This is a genomic window from Streptomyces flavofungini, from assembly GCF_030388665.1.
Taxonomy (GTDB): domain Bacteria; phylum Actinomycetota; class Actinomycetes; order Streptomycetales; family Streptomycetaceae; genus Streptomyces; species Streptomyces flavofungini_A.
Map to the genome: position 1 here is coordinate 7,680,698 of NZ_CP128846.1, position 18,139 is coordinate 7,698,836.

The 18,139-nt window shown below is 61.7% G+C and carries 24 protein-coding genes and 3 tRNA genes; 12 read left to right on the forward strand and 15 right to left on the reverse strand.

Features of this window, described 5'->3' with window-relative positions:
- Positions 1 to 2 precede the first annotated feature (2 nt).
- The 14 genes from QUY26_RS32960 to QUY26_RS41005 all read right to left on the reverse strand — a co-directional run bounded on the left by QUY26_RS32960 (position 3) and on the right by QUY26_RS41005 (position 9,262).
- Complete coding sequence (locus QUY26_RS32960; protein WP_289953167.1) at positions 3 to 371, reverse strand: hypothetical protein; 369 nt, start codon at positions 369 to 371, stop codon at positions 3 to 5.
- Between the two features lie 53 nt (positions 372 to 424).
- Entirely contained in the window at positions 425 to 733 is a 309-nt protein-coding gene (locus QUY26_RS32965; RefSeq protein ID WP_289953168.1) for a hypothetical protein, read from the reverse strand.
- A gap of 69 nt (positions 734 to 802) precedes the next feature.
- On the reverse strand, positions 803 to 1,402 hold the full coding sequence (locus QUY26_RS32970; protein WP_289953170.1) for a hypothetical protein: 600 nt from the start codon (positions 1,400 to 1,402) through the stop codon (positions 803 to 805).
- Positions 1,403 to 1,461: 59 nt separating this feature from the next.
- Positions 1,462 to 1,827, reverse strand: coding sequence for a hypothetical protein (locus tag QUY26_RS32975; RefSeq protein WP_289953171.1), 366 nt, complete (start codon positions 1,825 to 1,827; stop codon positions 1,462 to 1,464).
- A gap of 1,271 nt (positions 1,828 to 3,098) precedes the next feature.
- Complete coding sequence (locus QUY26_RS32980; RefSeq protein ID WP_289953173.1) at positions 3,099 to 4,193, reverse strand: hypothetical protein; 1,095 nt, start codon at positions 4,191 to 4,193, stop codon at positions 3,099 to 3,101.
- Positions 4,194 to 4,259: 66 nt separating this feature from the next.
- The gene (locus QUY26_RS32985; protein ID WP_289953175.1) at positions 4,260 to 4,778 is read right to left on the reverse strand and encodes a hypothetical protein; all 519 of its coding nucleotides are present in this window, start codon (positions 4,776 to 4,778) and stop codon (positions 4,260 to 4,262) included.
- Positions 4,779 to 4,793: 15 nt separating this feature from the next.
- Positions 4,794 to 6,152, reverse strand: coding sequence for a phage portal protein (locus QUY26_RS32990; RefSeq protein WP_289953176.1), 1,359 nt, complete (start codon positions 6,150 to 6,152; stop codon positions 4,794 to 4,796).
- Positions 6,153 to 6,229: 77 nt separating this feature from the next.
- A complete protein-coding gene (locus QUY26_RS32995; protein ID WP_289953178.1) occupies positions 6,230 to 7,387 on the reverse strand; it encodes a hypothetical protein in 1,158 nt (385 codons plus the stop codon).
- 498 nt (positions 7,388 to 7,885) lie between these two features.
- A complete protein-coding gene (locus tag QUY26_RS33000; protein WP_289953179.1) occupies positions 7,886 to 8,179 on the reverse strand; it encodes a hypothetical protein in 294 nt (97 codons plus the stop codon).
- Positions 8,180 to 8,346: 167 nt separating this feature from the next.
- Entirely contained in the window at positions 8,347 to 8,517 is a 171-nt protein-coding gene (locus tag QUY26_RS33005; RefSeq protein WP_289953182.1) for a hypothetical protein, read from the reverse strand.
- Between the two features lie 56 nt (positions 8,518 to 8,573).
- Positions 8,574 to 8,649: transfer RNA gene (locus QUY26_RS33010), tRNA-Pro, on the reverse strand.
- 66 nt (positions 8,650 to 8,715) lie between these two features.
- Positions 8,716 to 8,788: transfer RNA gene (locus tag QUY26_RS33015), tRNA-Glu, on the reverse strand.
- 56 nt (positions 8,789 to 8,844) lie between these two features.
- Positions 8,845 to 8,918: transfer RNA gene (locus QUY26_RS33020), tRNA-Phe, on the reverse strand.
- Positions 8,919 to 8,938: 20 nt separating this feature from the next.
- Positions 8,939 to 9,262, reverse strand: coding sequence for an HNH endonuclease (locus tag QUY26_RS41005; protein ID WP_354670726.1), 324 nt, complete (start codon positions 9,260 to 9,262; stop codon positions 8,939 to 8,941).
- A gap of 409 nt (positions 9,263 to 9,671) precedes the next feature.
- Here QUY26_RS41005 and QUY26_RS33025 point away from each other — a divergent pair, with 409 nt between their 5' ends.
- Positions 9,672 to 10,169 (forward strand): hypothetical protein, encoded by a 498-nt coding sequence (locus QUY26_RS33025; RefSeq protein ID WP_289953183.1) that lies wholly within the window; start codon positions 9,672 to 9,674, stop codon positions 10,167 to 10,169.
- On the opposite strand, the gene QUY26_RS33030 is transcribed toward QUY26_RS33025, so the two are convergent.
- Entirely contained in the window at positions 10,139 to 11,131 is a 993-nt protein-coding gene (locus tag QUY26_RS33030) for a LuxR C-terminal-related transcriptional regulator (protein WP_289953185.1), read from the reverse strand. The two genes, QUY26_RS33025 and QUY26_RS33030, sit on opposite strands and share 31 nt — an antisense overlap.
- A gap of 952 nt (positions 11,132 to 12,083) precedes the next feature.
- Between QUY26_RS33030 and QUY26_RS33035 the strand changes: the two genes are divergently transcribed.
- The 11 genes from QUY26_RS33035 to QUY26_RS33080 all read left to right on the forward strand — a co-directional run bounded on the left by QUY26_RS33035 (position 12,084) and on the right by QUY26_RS33080 (position 18,135).
- The gene (locus QUY26_RS33035) at positions 12,084 to 12,866 is read left to right on the forward strand and encodes a RecB family exonuclease (protein ID WP_289953186.1); all 783 of its coding nucleotides are present in this window, start codon (positions 12,084 to 12,086) and stop codon (positions 12,864 to 12,866) included.
- A 96-nt stretch (positions 12,867 to 12,962) separates the two neighbouring features.
- On the forward strand, positions 12,963 to 13,742 hold the full coding sequence (locus QUY26_RS33040) for an AAA family ATPase (protein WP_289953187.1): 780 nt from the start codon (positions 12,963 to 12,965) through the stop codon (positions 13,740 to 13,742).
- Between the two features lie 18 nt (positions 13,743 to 13,760).
- Positions 13,761 to 14,099: a hypothetical protein gene (locus QUY26_RS33045; RefSeq protein WP_289953188.1), complete on the forward strand. Its 339-nt coding sequence runs from the start codon at positions 13,761 to 13,763 to the stop codon at positions 14,097 to 14,099.
- Positions 14,099 to 14,536: an endonuclease VII domain-containing protein gene (locus QUY26_RS33050; RefSeq protein ID WP_289953190.1), complete on the forward strand. Its 438-nt coding sequence runs from the start codon at positions 14,099 to 14,101 to the stop codon at positions 14,534 to 14,536. Before QUY26_RS33045 ends, QUY26_RS33050 begins: the two co-directional genes overlap by 1 nt.
- Positions 14,529 to 14,804 (forward strand): hypothetical protein, encoded by a 276-nt coding sequence (locus QUY26_RS33055; RefSeq protein WP_289953192.1) that lies wholly within the window; start codon positions 14,529 to 14,531, stop codon positions 14,802 to 14,804. The genes QUY26_RS33050 and QUY26_RS33055 overlap by 8 nt, the downstream gene beginning before the upstream one ends.
- Positions 14,805 to 14,927: 123 nt before the next feature.
- Entirely contained in the window at positions 14,928 to 15,323 is a 396-nt protein-coding gene (locus QUY26_RS41010; RefSeq protein WP_354670727.1) for a CHC2 zinc finger domain-containing protein, read from the forward strand.
- The gene (locus QUY26_RS33060; RefSeq protein ID WP_354670728.1) at positions 15,217 to 15,846 is read left to right on the forward strand and encodes a topoisomerase; all 630 of its coding nucleotides are present in this window, start codon (positions 15,217 to 15,219) and stop codon (positions 15,844 to 15,846) included. The genes QUY26_RS41010 and QUY26_RS33060 overlap by 107 nt, the downstream gene beginning before the upstream one ends.
- Positions 15,843 to 16,211 carry a hypothetical protein gene (locus tag QUY26_RS33065; RefSeq protein WP_289953195.1) on the forward strand — a complete coding sequence of 123 codons (369 nt, stop codon included), beginning with the start codon at positions 15,843 to 15,845 and terminating at the stop codon, positions 16,209 to 16,211. Before QUY26_RS33060 ends, QUY26_RS33065 begins: the two co-directional genes overlap by 4 nt.
- Entirely contained in the window at positions 16,208 to 17,029 is an 822-nt protein-coding gene (locus tag QUY26_RS33070) for a metallophosphoesterase (RefSeq protein WP_289953197.1), read from the forward strand. The genes QUY26_RS33065 and QUY26_RS33070 overlap by 4 nt, the downstream gene beginning before the upstream one ends.
- Positions 17,022 to 17,567 (forward strand): hypothetical protein, encoded by a 546-nt coding sequence (locus tag QUY26_RS33075; RefSeq protein ID WP_289953199.1) that lies wholly within the window; start codon positions 17,022 to 17,024, stop codon positions 17,565 to 17,567. The genes QUY26_RS33070 and QUY26_RS33075 overlap by 8 nt, the downstream gene beginning before the upstream one ends.
- 13 nt (positions 17,568 to 17,580) lie before the next feature.
- On the forward strand, positions 17,581 to 18,135 hold the full coding sequence (locus QUY26_RS33080) for a hypothetical protein (protein WP_289953200.1): 555 nt from the start codon (positions 17,581 to 17,583) through the stop codon (positions 18,133 to 18,135).
- Positions 18,136 to 18,139: the final 4 nt, after the last annotated feature.

Sequence of the window (18,139 nt, forward strand, 5' to 3'; positions counted from 1 at the left end):
TCCTAGAGGCTGTTCATGCGCCCAAAGAAGTCCGTGAGTTCAGAGCCGGTGGCGAACTCGTCTTCTGGTACTGGCGCCTTCTGTTCGGGTTCGGTGGCGCCAGGGCGAGTAATCGGCTCTGGCGGATCAATCTGGTTCCTGTCCTCGTCGCTCAAGTTGGCTGAGAGGAAGAGGTAGTTGGAGAGTTCGAGGGCGTCCGAGGATCGAGCGAGGAGATACGTCGTCTCGTCCCACTCAGCCCGCTCATCGACAGCCATCAGGAATGCAGAGCGACCGGGCTTGCGCATCAGGGACTTGATGAGCACGCCGACACGACGTAGAGAGAGCCGCCCACGCCACACGTCCAGGAGGTCAACGCCGAAGAATTCCAAGAAGTCCGCTTCGAGTTCAGCGCTGTACGTCCTGACAGCGTGGGCGACTGCAATCAGTTTCCCGACTCGTTGTCTCCACCCTGAGCCTCAGAGATGGCATCGACGAGGGCGCCGAAGTCGCGCACCTTGGGCTTGGTCGCCTTGTAGGCCTGCCACTGCTCATCACCGAGCATCAGCCGTACGGCCTCGATCTCGTCGTCCGTCTCCAGCAGCTCAATCGGCATATCCAGAGGGTGCGGCAGCACGAAGGTGATGCCGCGGTGCTCGAAGGAGACAGGCCCCTCGATGGCCTCGGCCTTGGCGGCCTCAGCCGCAACAGCCTTCTTCGCAGCCTTCTTGGCCGTCTTCTCGCTCGTGCTCATGTCTGCTCCTGATGGCATAGAAAAAGCCCCGCTGAGTGCGAGGCAGCAAGAAATGGGGGAGGCGGAGGTTTAGGCAGCCTTCGTAATGTCATCGTTCGTGAGCACGTACCCAAGCAGGCCCTTGAAGTCCAACGACTCCATGGTGAGTTCGAACTTGCCCGGCTCGGTGCGGCTGAGCTGGATTGCGCCGCGGTCGGAGATAGTGACTCGTGGAATCACGCAGCGATACAGGATTGCTCCCTGATTCCAGTCCACGACAAGGCTGATGTCACTGAACTCCGGCGTAGAAGCAAGGTCGAGTCGGTAGACGCCTGTCGGCTTGGCCTCCGCGTCCATGACCTCGTACCACTGCGAACCGAAGAACATTTCCGTCGTGAGTTCATTCGTCTCAAGGAGGGTCGCCTTGACGGAGAAACTGGAACTGGTCACGTTGTAGAGCACCGGCACGGAGCTTTGCCACGCATTCACCGGCTGAGTCTCCACTGCGGGCGTGAGCGTGACGCCACCCTCATCCGCGTACCCCATTGCCTTGTAGCCCGCAGGCGGAGCCTTGCCGTCACCGAGGGCAGTCGGCACTACGGTCCCGCCAGTGCCGCCCTCGACAGGAGCAGGGGCTACGTAGAGTGCGCCATTCTTGGCGAATCGAATCTTCTTCGGATCATTGGCCATGCGACCTCCTGAGGGCATGAGAAAAGCCCCACAAGGGGGCTGGCATAGGGAAGTTGTTGTCAGTCGGGAGCTGTCAGATAGACGGCGACCTCGCCGCCGTACATGTGCTCACGTGACTCGTCGGCTGGGTAATACGAGGGGGCCGCTATCTCCTCGACGTCCAGCACGTTCATGAGCGGCGCAGAGGCGGTGTAGGGAAGGTCTTCAAGGAAGGCCTCACGGACGACCATCGCCAGATCGACGCACGCCTTACGGTCGAGCGCGTACACCGAGTACTCGACATCGAAACGGTCCATCCGATCCCGTATGACTCGGAATCCGCCGGAGTGCTCCAGATAGATAGTGGTATCGCCTACGGTGTGGCGCTGCATGTCGCCCTTCGGGGCATCTTTCGGGACCCCCTGAACAATCTTGAGATAGGCCACGAGGCCTTCGATAACGTCGATTCTCAGTGGATCCTCGACTTCATCAGAGCGGCCTTGAGGAACTTTCTACCGGGATGCCGTCGGCCGGTCTTCGTATTCCTGAATCCCTGGTCTTGCAGCATCGCGTGACGGACCTTCGGATTCTGTTCGACGATGACGTTTCCGTACCAGCCTTGGCGGTCTCTGCGAACGTACGCGTCGATGTTGTGTGTAATTGAGGTCCAGGACTGGCGACTTGCGTGCTTCCTCCGCGGTGCCTTCTTGATGGCCTCGGCCCTGATCCGCTGTGTGTGAAGAGCTACCAGGCGCCTCATGTCCTTGGACTGGAAGGCCTGGTCTTCCCAGCCGTCATTGATGTCGACTCGGACACGAGTTATGGGGCACACCTCCAGAGCGTGAGTCGGGTATGCCGTCGAGACGTCTGCGAATGTCGCTTAGGCTCGCCGTCGACCTCGTACCACCGGCCCTCGATGAGAAGCCTGTCTGTGTGCTCGACAACGGCGGAGAAGGGCAGGAATACGCTCAGCCGCTCCTGGGACAAGTCCCGTGCAGGAGACGGCTCTTCACGAGTCGATGCGGGCTGGACGCTGGCCCGGCCGGACCAGACCCTGACGGCCTGGCCCCAGTCCCGACGCGTGGTGTAGGCCGTCTCCGTCATTGGCGCCCGCCAGACCTCCACGGGCGTCGTCATCGAGTACATGACGGCTCTGCCCTGCGGAGCGTCAGCGTGCCGAGTCCGGGACGGCGATAGGGCTTGAGCCCAGCCCTCGCGGCTGGGCCGAGGGACTGCGCCGAGCTGGCGCCGGAGAAAGCCACCTCGACCTCTCCCACACGCTCCCTCTCGACTCCGGGGGAGACGGCGAGCCATCTCATGACCTCGGCACAGACCACGGCTGTGAGGGAGGCCGGGGGAGTGGGATAGCCCCACGAGGCAGTGACGGTGACGAGCTGCCCGGCCCATCCGGCATCGCGCACCAGGAGGCGCCCGCGGAGGGTCCAGTCCGTGAGGGCCTGGCCGTCCTGGTGGACGGTGCTCACGGTCAGGTAGGCCGTATGTCGGTGTGGGATTCGTAGGGCGGACTCGCCCTGAGGCACCAGCGTCAGTTCCTGCCGCTCCCGCCGGACCAAGTCCCGCCCGCAGTGGTCCTCAGCAAGGCCGGTCACATCCTGGAGAAAGGCGACGATCCTAGGCGTCTCGTCCGGCGTGAGAGGGCGGCCCAATCGGGCCGCCACATCATCAGGGGTAGCTAGAGACAGAATGCCCACCCCCCTTATCCAGTTGGCGCCTTCTCGGTGATGCTGATCTTCAGGCCCCGTACGAAAGCCTCACCGATCGCAGTACCGCGGACTGAGTAATCCGGGTCTTCCTTGACGGTCGCGAGGCCGTACATGGTGTCGAGGCCGACCGTGTCCGCCTTCTTGCCGTAGTCGTAATCGATCAGCATCCGCGTGGCAATGCCGTTGATGTCCTGGACGGAGCCGGTGACTGCACCCATAGGAATCGCGGGGCAGGCAGAAGCAAGCAGCATCGCGGACTTGTGGAAGACGTACATCTCAAGACCGAACGAGTTGTGCGGCACAATGCTGAACGTGTAGATCGTGCCAACAGTCGCCCGACGAAGCGCGTTGGTATCGCCGGAGTAATCCACGGCCACAAATTCGGGGTCCTTGAGAAGGATCGCCTCAACCTCGGGACCACAGACAAGATAGCGCTCCGACACGGGTACGCCCGCAATGTTCAGCGCCATCCGTGCATCAACGAGAGCCGTACGGATACCGAGGGCCCGCTGAGTCATGTTTGCCGCAGTGCCGTCCTGAGTGGGGATCGTCACCGCAATATCGCCGCCGATGGCGGTTTTCTGAGCAGCAGTCAGCCCAGCCCTGTTCACGCTGGCCTTGATGAACGCCGCTGTAGTGTCATCGAAGTACTCGGCGAAACCGCGAGTCAGCTTGGACAGCACCTGAGAGCCAAAACGCTTCAGATCAAAGGCAACCTGCTCCATCGAAAGCGTCGTGCCGTTCTGGGCCAGGGTCGTCAACTGAACGGGGAATCGCGACTCGTTGATGAAGCCATTGGGCGGCCGACGGTCGGCCGCAGGAAGAGGGCGATCCGAAGCCGCAGCAAACTTCGTCTTGTCCCCCTTGATCGGGTTCTCGATCGGAGCCGAGATACCAGAAGCCTGGACGGGGATACCACGGCTTTCGCGGTTGACGTTGATCACGTCACCGATGCCGCCACGAAAATTGAGTTCGCTGTACCGGGCAGGGATACCGCCGAGAGTCAGCTGACGATCAAGCAGACCAAGCGCAGCAATAGTTACCTGAACTGGATCAAGGTTAAAGTGGTGCGTCGTAGCAGGAGCCATAGGCGAGCCTCCAAGAGGGCATAAGGAAAGCCCCCGAGAGGGGGCACTTACTACGGAAGGGAGGGATCAGATAATGGAGTTGCCCGCGATGTGGTCCGCCAGGGCCTCAGGGTCCATGCTCGAAAGCGACGGCCCGCCCTCGTAGGTGACCTGCATGCCGCCAAGCTGAGGAAACTCAGGGCGGCTCTTCGGCAGGGACGTCACGTAAGCCTCCACAGCCTCCGCCTTCGGCCTGCCGTCCTCGCCCGTGAACTTGCGGATATCCAGATACTCAGTGTTGGGCAGCTCAACACCCTCGGCATTCGCCTTGAGGCGGAGCGCCGCATCCAGGAGTTCCGGGCCCAGCTCAGTCATCGTGGCCTGACGCGCGGCCGTGGCCGCCGTCTCGACCGCGGAGGCCTGGGCGGCCTGAGCGTCAGCGGCCTTCTGCTGCCACGAGTCACGCTCGGCCAGCAGCTCGGCGTACGTCAGTGGCTGGGGAGGAGCTGGCGGCGCCGGAGGCGCGGACGGAGCCGGGGGCGCCGGAGGAGCAGGCGGAGCCGTCTCAGACGGCGGGGTCGGTACGTTCTCATTCTCTTCGGACAAAGCAACTCCATAAGGTTAAGTAGGTTCGTGAATTCGCCGGTTGCCGTTCCCGGAATTACCCTGCGGGGGCTTGATGGTTGGGGGGCTCGACTGCGGTTGCGGCATCAGCCGCTGGATCTCCGCGGCTGCACGTGCATCCTCAAGACGCATCGCACGGAACTTCTCAATCTGCGTAGCGGAGTAGCCCGCTTCAGCCCACAGAACTTCCTCAGGCACGTTCAACTGCTTCTGTTTCAGCAGTGCATCAATGTGCTGAGCTTCCGTCCGGTACTCCGGATCTCTCCAACGAGTCTCCATGGCGAAAGCATCCTTGCGGCTGTCATGCTTCACCGCGAAACAGAGGCGGATGACACGTTCCCAACTCTCACCGAGCGGGGTCATGAACTGACGGACTTTAGCGATAAGCCCGGCCTCAGCTGACAGATTCGACTCACCTGACGGCGCAGAGGCGCCGTTGTTGACCAGGAAATAGGTGGATGGCACTTTGGAGATGCTGGCCATGTGCTGAACCAACATGTCTGTGAGATCAACGTAGTTGGACAGGTCAGCGGCAGGCATGGACCCGAAACGCGCACCGGGATCCTCGGCCTGCAACAGTTTGTCAGCGCCGACATCGAATGGCTCGACAGGATTGCCCTGCGCATCCTCAACGATGTCCAGGCCGGTAACCCACCTTTGAGGGAATGCCGCCGCTTCAGAAGTCGTGAGTGCGTCCGACACCGTCTTGTTGATCGCGTCCTGAATCGGCACGATATTGGCCAAGTCCGAGACAGGATCAGCCAGCAGACGGGGCCTCGTCTCGAAAGGCACGACCGGGACGACCCCGAGAGGATTCCGGTACAGGACTCCGGTGTTCCAATCGGTGGCACCCCATGGCACTTCGTAGACGTATCGCTCGGTCCACAGCGTTGCCCGCTGACGGCCCCAGTCGTCCCGCTCGAAGAGCGCCGCGGCCTCTAGCTCAGTGAGGCTGCCGGGCTTGTACACGACCGCCATGCGCTCGGAGGACACAGGCGTGATGGTGGGCTCGCCCTGGGTATCAGCCCACACCGCCACGTACGCCGATCCGCGAATCAGTGTGTCGAGGTGCACCATGCCCGAGAGAGCATCCATGGAATTGCGCTGCCAGAAAGCACGGGCGTCATTGTCGGTGCCGGGGTTATCCGGGAGACGAAACGAGTCGACGTGCAGGCGCTCGGCAGACGCGTCCACGATCATGCCGCAGAAGTTGTCTCGCCACTGAGCGAACACCTCACTGAAAGCGTGGCGGTAGCGCATCTGAGCGAACGCCAACTTCTGTTGCTCGCCCTCGTAGTACCTGACGTACTGGGCGGCCGGTGAGCGAGGCCCCTGAAGTCTCCCGTGCAAGTGCATGAGCCACTGCGGAGGTGTCTGGGGTTTCCCAATATAGGGTCCTTGGCCACCTGGGTTTACGACCAATGGGCCTCCTTTCAGAAGCCCACGACGCGGCTCCGACGCTGACGCATCCGCCCATCGGCGATGGCATCGGCTCGCGCCTCCAGAGCGATGACAGCAGCCACGGCCGCGTCAATCTTCCGCTTGCTCCGCGGGCTGTCCTTGGTAATCAGAGTCCCTTGAGGGACTTCGCGAGTAACTGCATTGAGAACGTGCCGAGTTAGGCGACTGTCTCCGTCATGATTCAAATCGCCGACCATGGCCGCGGTACGGAATCGTTCAGTGGCAGCGGCCATGCGGGTAGGCTTGTTCGTCCAGAACTCGAAGACGGTGTCTTCACCGTGCTCGATTGACCAGCGGCCGATGTTCTCTTGCCAATACGGGGGATCGGCGTACATCCAGGCAACACGGTACGTCTTGAAGGCCTTGGCTATGGCAGCCTCGACAGCGAGAACGTCAACTTCCCAGTCGTCAGGTGCCTTCTCAGGACGCTCCCAGAGTCCGAGGATGAAAAGCTTGGCATCCCGTAGGCGGACACCGACGAGGGCTGTGCTGTCCCCGCGGATCGACCCGTCGAAGCCCACGGCTATCAAGTCACCGGCCTGGATCGGATCATCCTCGTCGAGGCAGGCATCCCACTCGGCCTTGGACATCCAGCCGTCTGACGACTCCGCGATTTGGTTGAGGTAGAAGCGGTGGGCGACTGGGGCCGGGGTCCGAGGATCCTGGATCGCCTCGACAATGCCCTCGACGTCGACCCAGTACGAATCGGCGTAGGCCTCCACGACGGCCGCGCGGACTGCATCGGTGTCTGTGAGGTCAAGCTCTGCGGCAGAGGCCTCAACGCAGTCGTACAGCAGCCCTCGCGTGCCCTTGGTGAAGGCCTCGTGAGTCCGCTGAGCTACCGACTCCTCAAGGGGGTTGAAAGCGTTCGTCGACTCCAGAAGCCGAGAACCAGCACCGGAGGTTTTGCGGACATTTCTGTCCAACACCTCATAGACGTGTACGCCCTGGTTGTTCGGGACGAGATGATGTGATTCGTCCAGGCATACAAACGACTGCCGGGCGCCTTCCAATCCGCGGGACGAAGCCGTAACCGGCTCGATCTTCCCTGGCCTGCCGGAGCGGAACTGAACCATCGTCTTGCCGATGTCCAGATCAAACTCACGCTCAGCAGGAGACTCGGCCAGCATGCCGCGGATCGCGTCAAAAACGTTGCGAGTCTGGTCGATTGACGTAGCAGCCAAATTGACCAGAGGGAGAGGGACGCGCTTGCCTATCGGATGCAGCTCGGTTCCGACGTGGCGTGGGCCTTGGCCCGCCACTTCGCAGGAATAGCAGCGTTCTCCCTCACGGGCCCAGTGGGAGAACCGGCATGGGCCTAGGAACTCGATGATGCAGAGAGCGGCGAGGAGAGGGCTCTTGCCCCACTAACCACCCCTTGGAACGCCGAAGCGAACCAGAGGAGTAGCACCACCTCCCTCGCTCGTCCACGGCGAACCAGTGGGCGAGGAAGCGAATCTGTTCGGCAGTGAACCGCCAGGCCTCTCCGGCCCGTTCACCGTCTGGCTGAACAATGTAGCGCTCGGCCCAAGCAAGAAGCTCCCAAGCAAGAGTCCGCTCAGGAGCTTTCGAAGGTATGTTTCCGGTTTGAGGAATCCTAGGTCACCACCTTGCCGATAGGGAGGTACCTAGCCGTTCCCAAATGCTTTGAGGAAGCTCTCCGCTTCGGAGACAAGGCTTCCGCCCTCTTCTGGACCGGGTTCGTCAAATTCGGATGGCCCCGATGCCGGCGCCTCATTCCCAGGGATTTCGTCCGGCTCGACGATCGACATACGAAGTCTGCTTCTGTCCTCGACCGTCGCACCCCACTTGGCGGTGCGCTGCCTGATCTCTCCCGCTACCTTGTGGTCGCCCTGAAAGAAGGCGTCGACCAACTTCGCCGTCAGCTCCAACTCGGCCCAGTCGGTCTCAGTCCATGCCACGGTCTGAGGGGCTGTGCTCCAGGTCCTCCAGAAGCGCTTTGCTCCGCTCGTCTTGATGCCGAGAGCTTTGGGCAGCTCCCGGCCGGGCTGACGCTCGGCGGGGAGCTGCTGCGCGTGGGGGTGGTGGTTCCGGCGTACGGCGTTGTCCTTGGGCGCGGGCCCTCTGGTCACAGCCGCACCTCTGGCAGGGCCTCGTACGCATCGAGGTCGCCCAGGTCCTCAAGCTCGAACACGGCCTCCTGGTGCCAAGCCCTCTTGGTACGGGCCCTGGTGGGCTTGGCGGCTGTGCTCGTGCGTAGCTCGTCGGCCTGGTCTTGGTGCTCGTTGTCGTACGCCACTGCTCTCCCCGTTCCGGGCATGAAGAAGGGCCTCACTGCTGTGAGGCCCGATGAGTTGGTCTGGTCGGCAAGTCTCGAACTTGCGGCCTCTCGCTCCCAAAGCGAGTGCTCTACCTACTGAGCTACGACCAGAACGCGCAGGCGACGGACTCTGATTCTCCACCGTCACTGTCAGGCCATGCCCTACCTCCTGCGCAAGGCGCGTTACGGGATTCGAACCCGTGTCGCCTCCCGGAAAGGGAGGAGTCCTATGCCACTAGACGAAACGCGCATTCCCTCCATCCCCTGATCAGGGGGAGTTTCAGGAATAGGGGAGCTACCCCACAGTCGACCCCGACGGATTCGAACCGCCGACCTCCGGGATTTCACTCCGGCGCTCTGCACAACTGAGCTAGGGGCCGTAGCCCTCCTGAGGAGGGCATCACTTCTTCCGATCCTCAATTCCCTTGGCACGGTGACAGTCCCGACACAGCACCTGGGCGTTGTCGAGAGTCGAGCTGCCTCCGCGGGCCACAGGAGTGATGTGGTCGACCTCCAGGCCCTCACGGGCCCCGCAGCGGACGCAGGCGAAGCCGTCGCGGACCAGAGCCTGAGGCCGCACGTGCCGTTCCCAGGCGCGGTCACGGGTCTGGTTTCTCGCGCTCCTGGTCTCCCAGGCCGGAGGAGCGTGCTCCGCACATCGCCCTCGGTACGCGACTCGTTGCGTGCAGCCATGTTGGTAGCAGACCTGTGCGGCTCGTGGCATGGTGACCTCCGAGCCGCGATCGTCAGTGCGGCCCCGGCGGATACTGATCTGGCGCCGGGGCCGCCCTCTGGACCATCTACCTGTACTACCAGGTAGATCAACAGAGACGTTCTTGATAGTTGATTATTGATCGACTTCCCTTAAGGGAAGAGGAATACATTCTTCTATTTGATAGATCAACAGTAAAGACTGAGTCGATAGACTTCATTGTCTTTGCTGTTGCTTTCAATATGTACGTACGTGTCCTCGGCGGCGCAGAGGGACGAGGAGGTCGAGAGTGAGACGCAGGTCACACCTAGGCTTGGGTTGTGCTCCCGTGTGGAGAGCAAGCGTAGGTGCGCTAGGCTCCGCGAGGCTTGGAGCTGACCAGCGAGGACGCCGTGACCCCCTTAGTTGCAAAGGTCTGACCGTGAACACCCTTCCCGATGACTCAACCCTTATTGAGCTGAGTCTTGCAGATTACTCCGATACGGATATCGCTCGGATGTATGGGGTAACACAGCAAGCGGTCACCAAGCGGCTCGCTGCCATGAATATCCAAAGGAGAGGGGCTAAGGGTGCCAGCTCTATCGTTGCGCGCTATCTCCCGTGGGATATTTCAGGTCGAGATGACGTCAAGCGCCTAAATAATCAAGCTGCCTACACGGGTTTGCGCTACTTTATTAGAGAAAAGCTGGAGGGGCGTCTCACGCCTAGGGGCGAGTTTGCAGTCGGCGTCTTTAAGCGTAATCTTATGAAGGGTTTCGTTGTCGATTTCGACGACGCTGAGGGTTTCGTATACAGAGAACGCCGCAAGGAAGATGGGAACCTGGTGGTGCGCTGGCCCTCTGGGCAGGCAGGTCTTACCGAGGACGTATTGCGGGTCCTGGTATGGGATCAGGATTCTGGCGAATCGGGTGACGCGTAGAGGCCTCGTTCCTCCGAGGTGGCCCACCAGAATCCGAGTTCAAAGAGTGTTGAACAGCCAGTCCTCTCATAGAGAACCTTGATCTCCTTGTTCACCGTGGAGAGAGAAAGATCCATTGCCGCACTGATGGCCTTGAGGGTTTGGCCTTCAAGGAGACGTCTGAGGATTTCTGCACTCCGGTCGGTTGTAATCCGGCCGCGCGGCGGTCTGATGGCCTCACCGAGCCAAGGCGTTGCGAAGTCCCACTGTTGCTGAAAGACGACATTGATGAACGCGAGCATGCCGGGGTGGCTGATCCGGTAAGCGGTGTTCCGGTCGGGTGGCGTGCTCCGGTAGTCCGATACCAGCGCCACCGAGCCATCAATGATGACCATCCGGATGAAGTCGGCTGCCATCGTGCGCACCTCTGCGCCGTGTTCGCTGACTGTGCGCGCCCACTCGCGCTCGCCGAGACGGCCTCGGGCGCTGTCGGGGTAGATCGTGCGCTGCTGGATGCCACCGCGAAGCAGCGCGATGTCGCGCTCTGCGGAGGCTTGGAGGTCGACGGTGTTCCTGTCGAGGGGCTGCGCCGTCCAGATATAGTGACGCGCCCCTTCGAGGGCCTGCGTGATGGCCGCGTTCGCCTCGCGTCGGTGAGTGAGAAGCGTGATGCCCGGTACGTCCTCGGCCGCGATACGCGCGAGCCTGCCGAAGAAGCGGTTAAGGCCAGTCAAGGCATGAAGGTGGTCCGCGATGCCGCGCTCTTCCTCGGTGCGGAGGCGGTTCTCCAGGTGCCGGAGGTCGCTAAGGACGTAGTGGCCACTGACCGGATCACGGACGGCGATACGGAGGTCTATCAGCTCCTGAGCGCCTACCTCAGAGGGGTGAATCGCCCCGCGTAGAAGGTGCGGCACCAGGGCCTCGGCCTCTGGCGAGAGGGACCAGCCGGTGTGTGCGTGCCTCGATCCGTCCTGCTTGTCCATCTCTGCCCCCTACACATTTGTGCACTGGTCACATGTGCACCAGGACCGATCTTGCCTCATGGGTATGACACATGACCTGATCTAGACCACGGATGCGTACCAGGTCCCTACACACTGTGACTAGAGTGTTCGTACGGCTGTGCGATTACCAATGGCGCCCTTTCAGGTGGGGCAGCTCATAGCCAGGTCATCACGCCGGGGGAGACGGACACGCGCGGGGGCGCGGTTCCGGGACTCACGCATCGTCAGGACTAGACGAATAGGAGTTGACAAGGATGAGACGCAAGCGCACTCTCCGGCATTGCCTCGCGGGCCTCGCTGCGGGGGGCCTGCTGGCCGCAGCCGTTGTGGGGCTCGCTCCCGCCCAGGGTGCGGTCCCTGACCCCAACTGGGGCGCCCCGGCCTCGACGGCTTCGGTGGTCGATGTGCCCACGCCGCCGCCCGCAGGTGAAGGCGTCGCCGTACCCGGCGACGCGAATTGGGGCTGACGGACTGAGGTAAGTGGCGGACGGCGCCGGGGAGGGTGCCGCCGTCTCTGGTGCAACACCTGAAGGGGCCGAGCACTCCCCGCTCGGCCCCGTGCACAGGGGGGTATGACCATGAGCGGGACTGGGGCCGTGGCAGTGGCACGGACCAGAGCTGAGGTTCTGAATTCGATTCGAGGCGTTCGATGCTGGGTTACGTCGTTCTATGGTGAATCGGAGACGATGTTCATCGAGAGAGTAGAGACCGAAGACGGAGAGTACTTCATCGTCGTGGAAGGGGGAGTTCTCACAGCTGCCGACGAGGAGGCTCTTGAGTGCTTGGGGGTGCGACTGGGATCCGGCTGGCGTACTTGCATCGTGAAGACGAGTCGTTATAACAAGCCGCACAGCAGGCTTCCGCAGGCTGAAAGCTTTTCGCTGCATGTAGTGCATCCGGGTTGCCTACAGGAATAGACGCGTGGAGGAACATGGGAATCGAGACGGCGACACGGTCCGTTAGCCAAGTCGAGCAGTACGAGAAGTGCCCTTACCGATTCTATCTTCGGCGCGTTGTGAGGATTCCCCCGCGGCCCGCCGCGTGGTCCATTCAAGGGACCGCGTTCCACGCTGCATGTGAGGCGTATGAACGCAGTGAGCGCGTAATGACGTGCGAGGAGGTGGCGGACGTCTACAGCGAGACGTACACGGACCTCACGCGCGCCGCTCTCTCCAGGACGCCGGACACCGAGCACTGGCTGAGGGCGAAGGGCGAAGGGACGCAGGACATTGAGGACCGCTATGCCCTGGGGGTGGCCCAGACCCGGGCGTACGTAGAGTGGGCGCTTGGCCGGGAGTCAGGGATATGGCGGGACTCCCGCGGCGTGCCTGCCATCGAATTGCACTTGACAGCGCCACTCGGAGGGGTCATCGTCCAGGGCTACATAGATCAGCTCACCACCGATGAGGCGGGGGCGCTGAATGTCCGGGATCTCAAGACAGGCACCACGAGGTCAAAGTTTCAGCTAGCCACATACGGGGCCCTAGTCAGGGCTGCTCTGGGCGAGGAGGTGAACCGAGGGGACTGGTACATGGCAAAGACCGGGAAACCGTCTCGGGCAGTTGACATTTCCGAAGGGGCCGGTCATAAGGTTAGTGAGAAGTTTCGGGCAATGGATGAGGGCGTAAAGCGCGGTGACTTTCCGGCGAAGGCAGGATTTGAGTGCCGCTTTTGCGACGTCTCACATGCGTGCTCGTCAAACCGGTATCGGTAATTTTTTTTGCTCACAAGGTTGTGATGCTGCAAGGGGGTAGGGTTCGTGCACACGCTAATGCAGGCGACGGATATCAAGGGGGCAGGGGGGGAGCCCTTGCCGAACCCCCTCAAGGCACTCAGCCGCCTCGAAGTCGAGTTCCGGCGAGGAGAGGTCTCGCTACTCGTCGCCGGTCCCGGCACTGGCAAGTCACTGCTTGCTATCAATCTAGCTCTACTTGGCGGGATCCCCGTTCTCTACTTCTCGGCTGACTCCAGCGCGGCAACTCAAATTTCACGAGCGGCGGCCATCGTCACCGGCGATGACGTGAAGGACGTCAAATCGGCACTCCTAGGGAATGACGTCTCAGCCTACGAAAAGGAACTCGGCGCACGGTGGTGGGTCAGGCTGAACTTTTCGGCACGACCAACGCCAGACGAAATGGAGCTTGACCTTCTCGGGTTTCTGGAGATATATGGAACCGCACCACATCTGGTCTGTGTCGACAATTTGACCAATGTGGACTATGGCAGTGCAGGAGACGCAGAGTCGTACACCTTTGGGTTGGAATCTCTCTGCGAATACCTGCTAGATATGGGCCGCTCCACAGGGGCTCATGTCCAAGGCATGCACCACACCACAGGCGAGCATTCTGACGGGACGAGCCCTATTCCGTTGAGTGGAGTCAAGGGGAAGGTGACGCGAGTTCCATCGCTCATCTTGACCATGCACAAGGAGGACGGCGGAATGGGCGGGCGCATTCTAAACGTGTCCCCCGTGAAGAACCGTGAAGGATTCGCAGATCCAAGTGGACGGACGTTTGCCAGTTTTCGATTGAATCCCCGGAACCTCAGGCTGGAAGAGCTGGACGGGGCGGAGTTCGACTCAATCATTTGAAGCTCAGGGAGGGGCGGCATGACGCAGGTACGGAGCATGGCCAGCGGGGGATTCGTGGCTGAGCGGGAGTTCGGATTTCACCTCGCGGAGCGCTTTCAGGGGATCGACTTGTCGGGCGTGGACACGGCCGGACTGGCTCTCGTTGTCCACATCGGGAAGGCGCGATCCCTGAATATGTACAAGCTCGGGCGGGTCTTGATCGGGGCAGCAACGGGGGGCGTCAAGACGGCTGTAGTCGTCCCTGTGGAAGGCGAGGCTGTCGCCCTGCCGATTTTCGATCTCTGGATGCAGGTCGATGCAAGCCAAGAACTCAAGGATCAGCTCCGCCTTGAATCGCGCGTCCGCGCAGCGGCCTAGTGAGCCCACCCAAAAAGGGCTACAGGAAGTGCAGCAGATGCGATAGAAACCGAGCCGAGCGTTTCTATACTCCGCGGGGCAGGATCTGTCTCGACTGTCGAAGAGCGAGGCAGCGGAAATCCGCTCGCGATGCGCGAGTCCACAGAACATACGGCCTTTCGGTCGATGACTATGCGCAGATCTTCAAGTTCCAAGATGGCCGGTGTGCCATCTGCCGGGAAACTCGCCGGACAAATCTCGCGGTCGACCACTGCCACAAGACGAATGCAGTGCGCGGCCTGCTCTGCGCCCGCTGTAATTCAACCCTTCTTGCTCGCGGAGCGAGAGACCGTGTCGATGTCCTGCGCCGGGCCGCGGACTACCTGGAGAAATATCCCGCCTGGGAGGCCCTAGGCGAGCCGAGATATACACCTGAGACAGGGAGAAATGATGGCTGACGCCAAGCGCACCACGATCATGAAGCTTGAGGAAGCCGACGGTGTAGAGATGGCTATCACGATGGAGGAGGTAGCCGTCCTCCGCGCGATACTCAGCCGTGTTGGCGGGTCTGTGGAGCGAAGCCCTCGAAAGCACGTTGACGCCATCCGCAAGGCTCTGGACGACGTCGTGCCTGCTTTCTACCCGGCCGACGGTGATCCGAGCTATCTCCTCACGGGCACGCTCCGGTTTTCTGAGATGCGGAAGGCTGAAGGGCTGGCCCTCTGATGGGCGAGGGCGAGCAGACGAGTAGAAGCTCCCACACGAAGTACTGGCGGGGCGATCACAACACCTGGATCAACGCTTATCGCAAATACGACTTCCCGGTGACGACCTACAAGATAGGGCCTGATGGTGAGCGACAGCTCATCAAAACCGCCGATAAGTAGAGTACTGGCGCACTACTACGGGATCAATATCACGGCAACGAGGGGACGACAGAAAGTCTGTTGTCCCCTCCATGCTGACGAAAACCCGTCTGCATCAGTCAATGTCGACGCGAGCCGCTGGAACTGCTTCGCATGCAACCTTTCGGAGGACTCATTCGACGTCATTATGAGAGAGGAGGGGGTTTCTTTCGCTGAAGCCAAGGAACGCGCACATAGCGAATTCGGTGGAAGCAGCTCAGACGTATCACCAGATGTACCCGGGGAGCCCAGCGGAGGAGTACATCAAGGCCCGCGGCCTGGACGAGGTAGCGGCGGCGTTCGGACTGGGGTACGTCGGTTCGGCGCTACCTGGTCATGAGCGGTACCGCGGATACCTGGCTATCCCCTACCTGAGACCGGCTGGAGGCGCGGACGGTGTCGCCACGGTGCGATACCGCTGCATCGCAGACGAGTGCGTACGGGGCCCTGACAGCGGCCTCCTGGTCCTCCAGGACGAGAAGGAGCACCACCAGGGTCACGGCAAGTACATGACCGCGCCCGGCGACCCGCCCCGCCTCTACAACACGGCGGCCCTGATCCAGCCCACGCCCTACGTCGTCGTGGTCGAGGGCGAGCTGGACGCGATGACATGGGCGCTGGCCGGGGTTCCGGCTGTGGGGGCGCCCGGCACGGGCACATGGCAGCCCTATTGGACACCTCCGCTCCGCGGGTACCGGACGGTCTACCTCATCGCCGAAGACGGTCCTGGGCTGAATTTCATGGACGCCCTCGCCGCAGAGCTGCCCAACGCTCGGATCATCCAAATGCCCGGAGACCGAGACAGTAATGCCACCTTCCTCAAGGAAGGCCGTGAGGCTCTATTGGAAAGGATCGGCCATTGAGTGCCACTGACGAGCTTCTGCTTGAAACGCTGCGCAGTGTGGTGAAGGAATCTCCGGATCGGCAATACGCGAAGCCGGACCACATGCCAGAAGCCGAAACGTATTCCTGCTTCTACGTCCACACCGACGAGGCCGGTGAACGTGTCAGTCCTGGGTGCCTCGTGGGTTCCGTCCTGCACCGAATTGGGATCGGACTCGACGACCTCGCATACTACGAGGGGGAAAGCGCTGGTAGAGCGCTCAAAGGACTTTTCGATGAAGTGTCCCCTATCACCCTCGATACCTTCTGCGAGGTCCAAAGCCTTCAGGACGGCGGCATGCCTTGGGGAGAGGCTTATCAGCAGACGACGGGGGAGACCATTTGAGGCGAATTGTAGTCATCAGCGATACACAGATCCCCTACCACGATCCGCGGTATCTGAAGAACGTCATCGACTTCATCGGCAGCTATCAGCCTGACGAGCTGTACCAAATCGGTGACCTCAACGATTACGACACGCCAAGCCGGTGGAGCGAGGGTACACGTCGTGAGTACGAGCAGCGGGTAAAGCAAGACTCGGAGACGACGAAGCGGGTATTCCTAGGTCCCATCAGGGACGTGTATGACGGGCCATTCGGGATCCTGGAAGGCAATCACGACCTCAGGCCCCGTACATACCTCTCGGCTAAGGCGCCTGCCCTCGCCGAGTATGCCGAAGATTTTCACTTCAGTCGCCTGCTCGACTTTGACGGATTCGGTGTGAATCTCTGCTCGCCATTCTATCCGGTGGGTCCTGACACCGTTCTCCTCCACGGGCACGAAGTGAAAGGCATCAGCCAGGAGGCGGGCAGGACGGCGCTCCGCCACGCCATCAAGGCGGGGGTCAATGTCGTGATGGGGCACACGCATCGGCTGGGCGTAGTGCGGTCTGGCACAGGCTATGAGGGCGGTCGGCGTGTTGTCCGATGGGGCATGGAGGTTGGTCACCTGATGGCGCCCTCCAAGGCCGGATACCTAGGCCCTGGCGGTGTGGCCAACTGGCAGGCCGGGATCGGCCTCCTGTACGTCGATGACGCTCAAGTCGCTCCGTACTGCGTGGACATCGCAGGAGACGGCTCGTTCGTCGTCGAGGGCCAAGCCTACGGCCGTGTCGCCCGGGATGCTGGCGGGCGCTTCGTCCGCAAGGGAGCGGCCCGTGACTGAGATCGACTGGGCGTACGTGGCCTCGATCGCGGACAAGGTCGCCCGCTCTACCGCAGCAGCATGGGCGGTGGTAGAGAAAGACGACGTGAAGCAGGAAATCCTGTTGCACGCTTACGAGCGCCGCCCACTCATTGAGCAGAACTACACCGAGGATTTCCTCTGGAAGTTCTGCCGCACCGCGGCGAGGCAGTACGCCTCAAGAGAGCGCGACGCGCGGGACGTTGAAGATGACCGTTACTACTACACGCCCGCTGAAGCGCGCGCAGTTCTCGGCACGTTCGTCTACACCGACGAGGAGCTGTCGGGGGCCATCGGCCAACGTGACGACCTCCTGAAGTGCCGAGTCACAGACAACGTGGTCACGGCTCGCTTGGACGCCACGAAGGCTATTGCCCGGCTACCGAAGTCGGCGCAGGAAGTCCTGATGCGCCGGTACGTCTATGGCCTACCGGCAGCCGACGACGCGGAGCGGAAGGCGGGGAATCGAGCCGTGGACGCCCTGGCAAGGCAGATGAACCGAGACATACGCAGTCGATAGACAGGAGACCGATTTGACGTATCAGAGCCCGTTCGATGGCCCGTCTCCGTGGGGTGAGACCGAAGCCAAGCAGCAGCCAGCCGGAGAGGCCGCGACGGCCCCGGCCGGTGCTGCCCCACCGCTCCACCCCTTCATGATCGGCATCACGCTCAAGGCGGCGGCTGGGTTCGAGGCCGAGTGGCTTACGCCCCGTGTGTACGGCGCGACTGCCGACGAGGTAGCCAAGCGCGTAGTCGAGCTAGTCAAGGCGCTCGCAGAGCATCAGGTGATTCCGGCCGTCTCCGCGGCAGCGTCCAAGATGCGCGAGACGCACGCTGCTGGAGGCGGCGCCCCCTCCCAAGCCCAAGCCGTCGCACCCAAGACCTTCGAGAACGGCCGCGTTGTCGCGGCGCCACAGGGCGGCAATGCGAACCAGGGACCGATGTGTAAGTGCGGCCTCCCAAGCGCCTATTCGGAGTGGGGACAGAACAAGTTCAATCCGGGCCCCAACCGTGCCTACAAGTGCGCCAAGAAGGTAGCGGACTACAGGGACCCATCCGGGTGTGACTTCATTCAGTGGGTCAAGTAGCCAC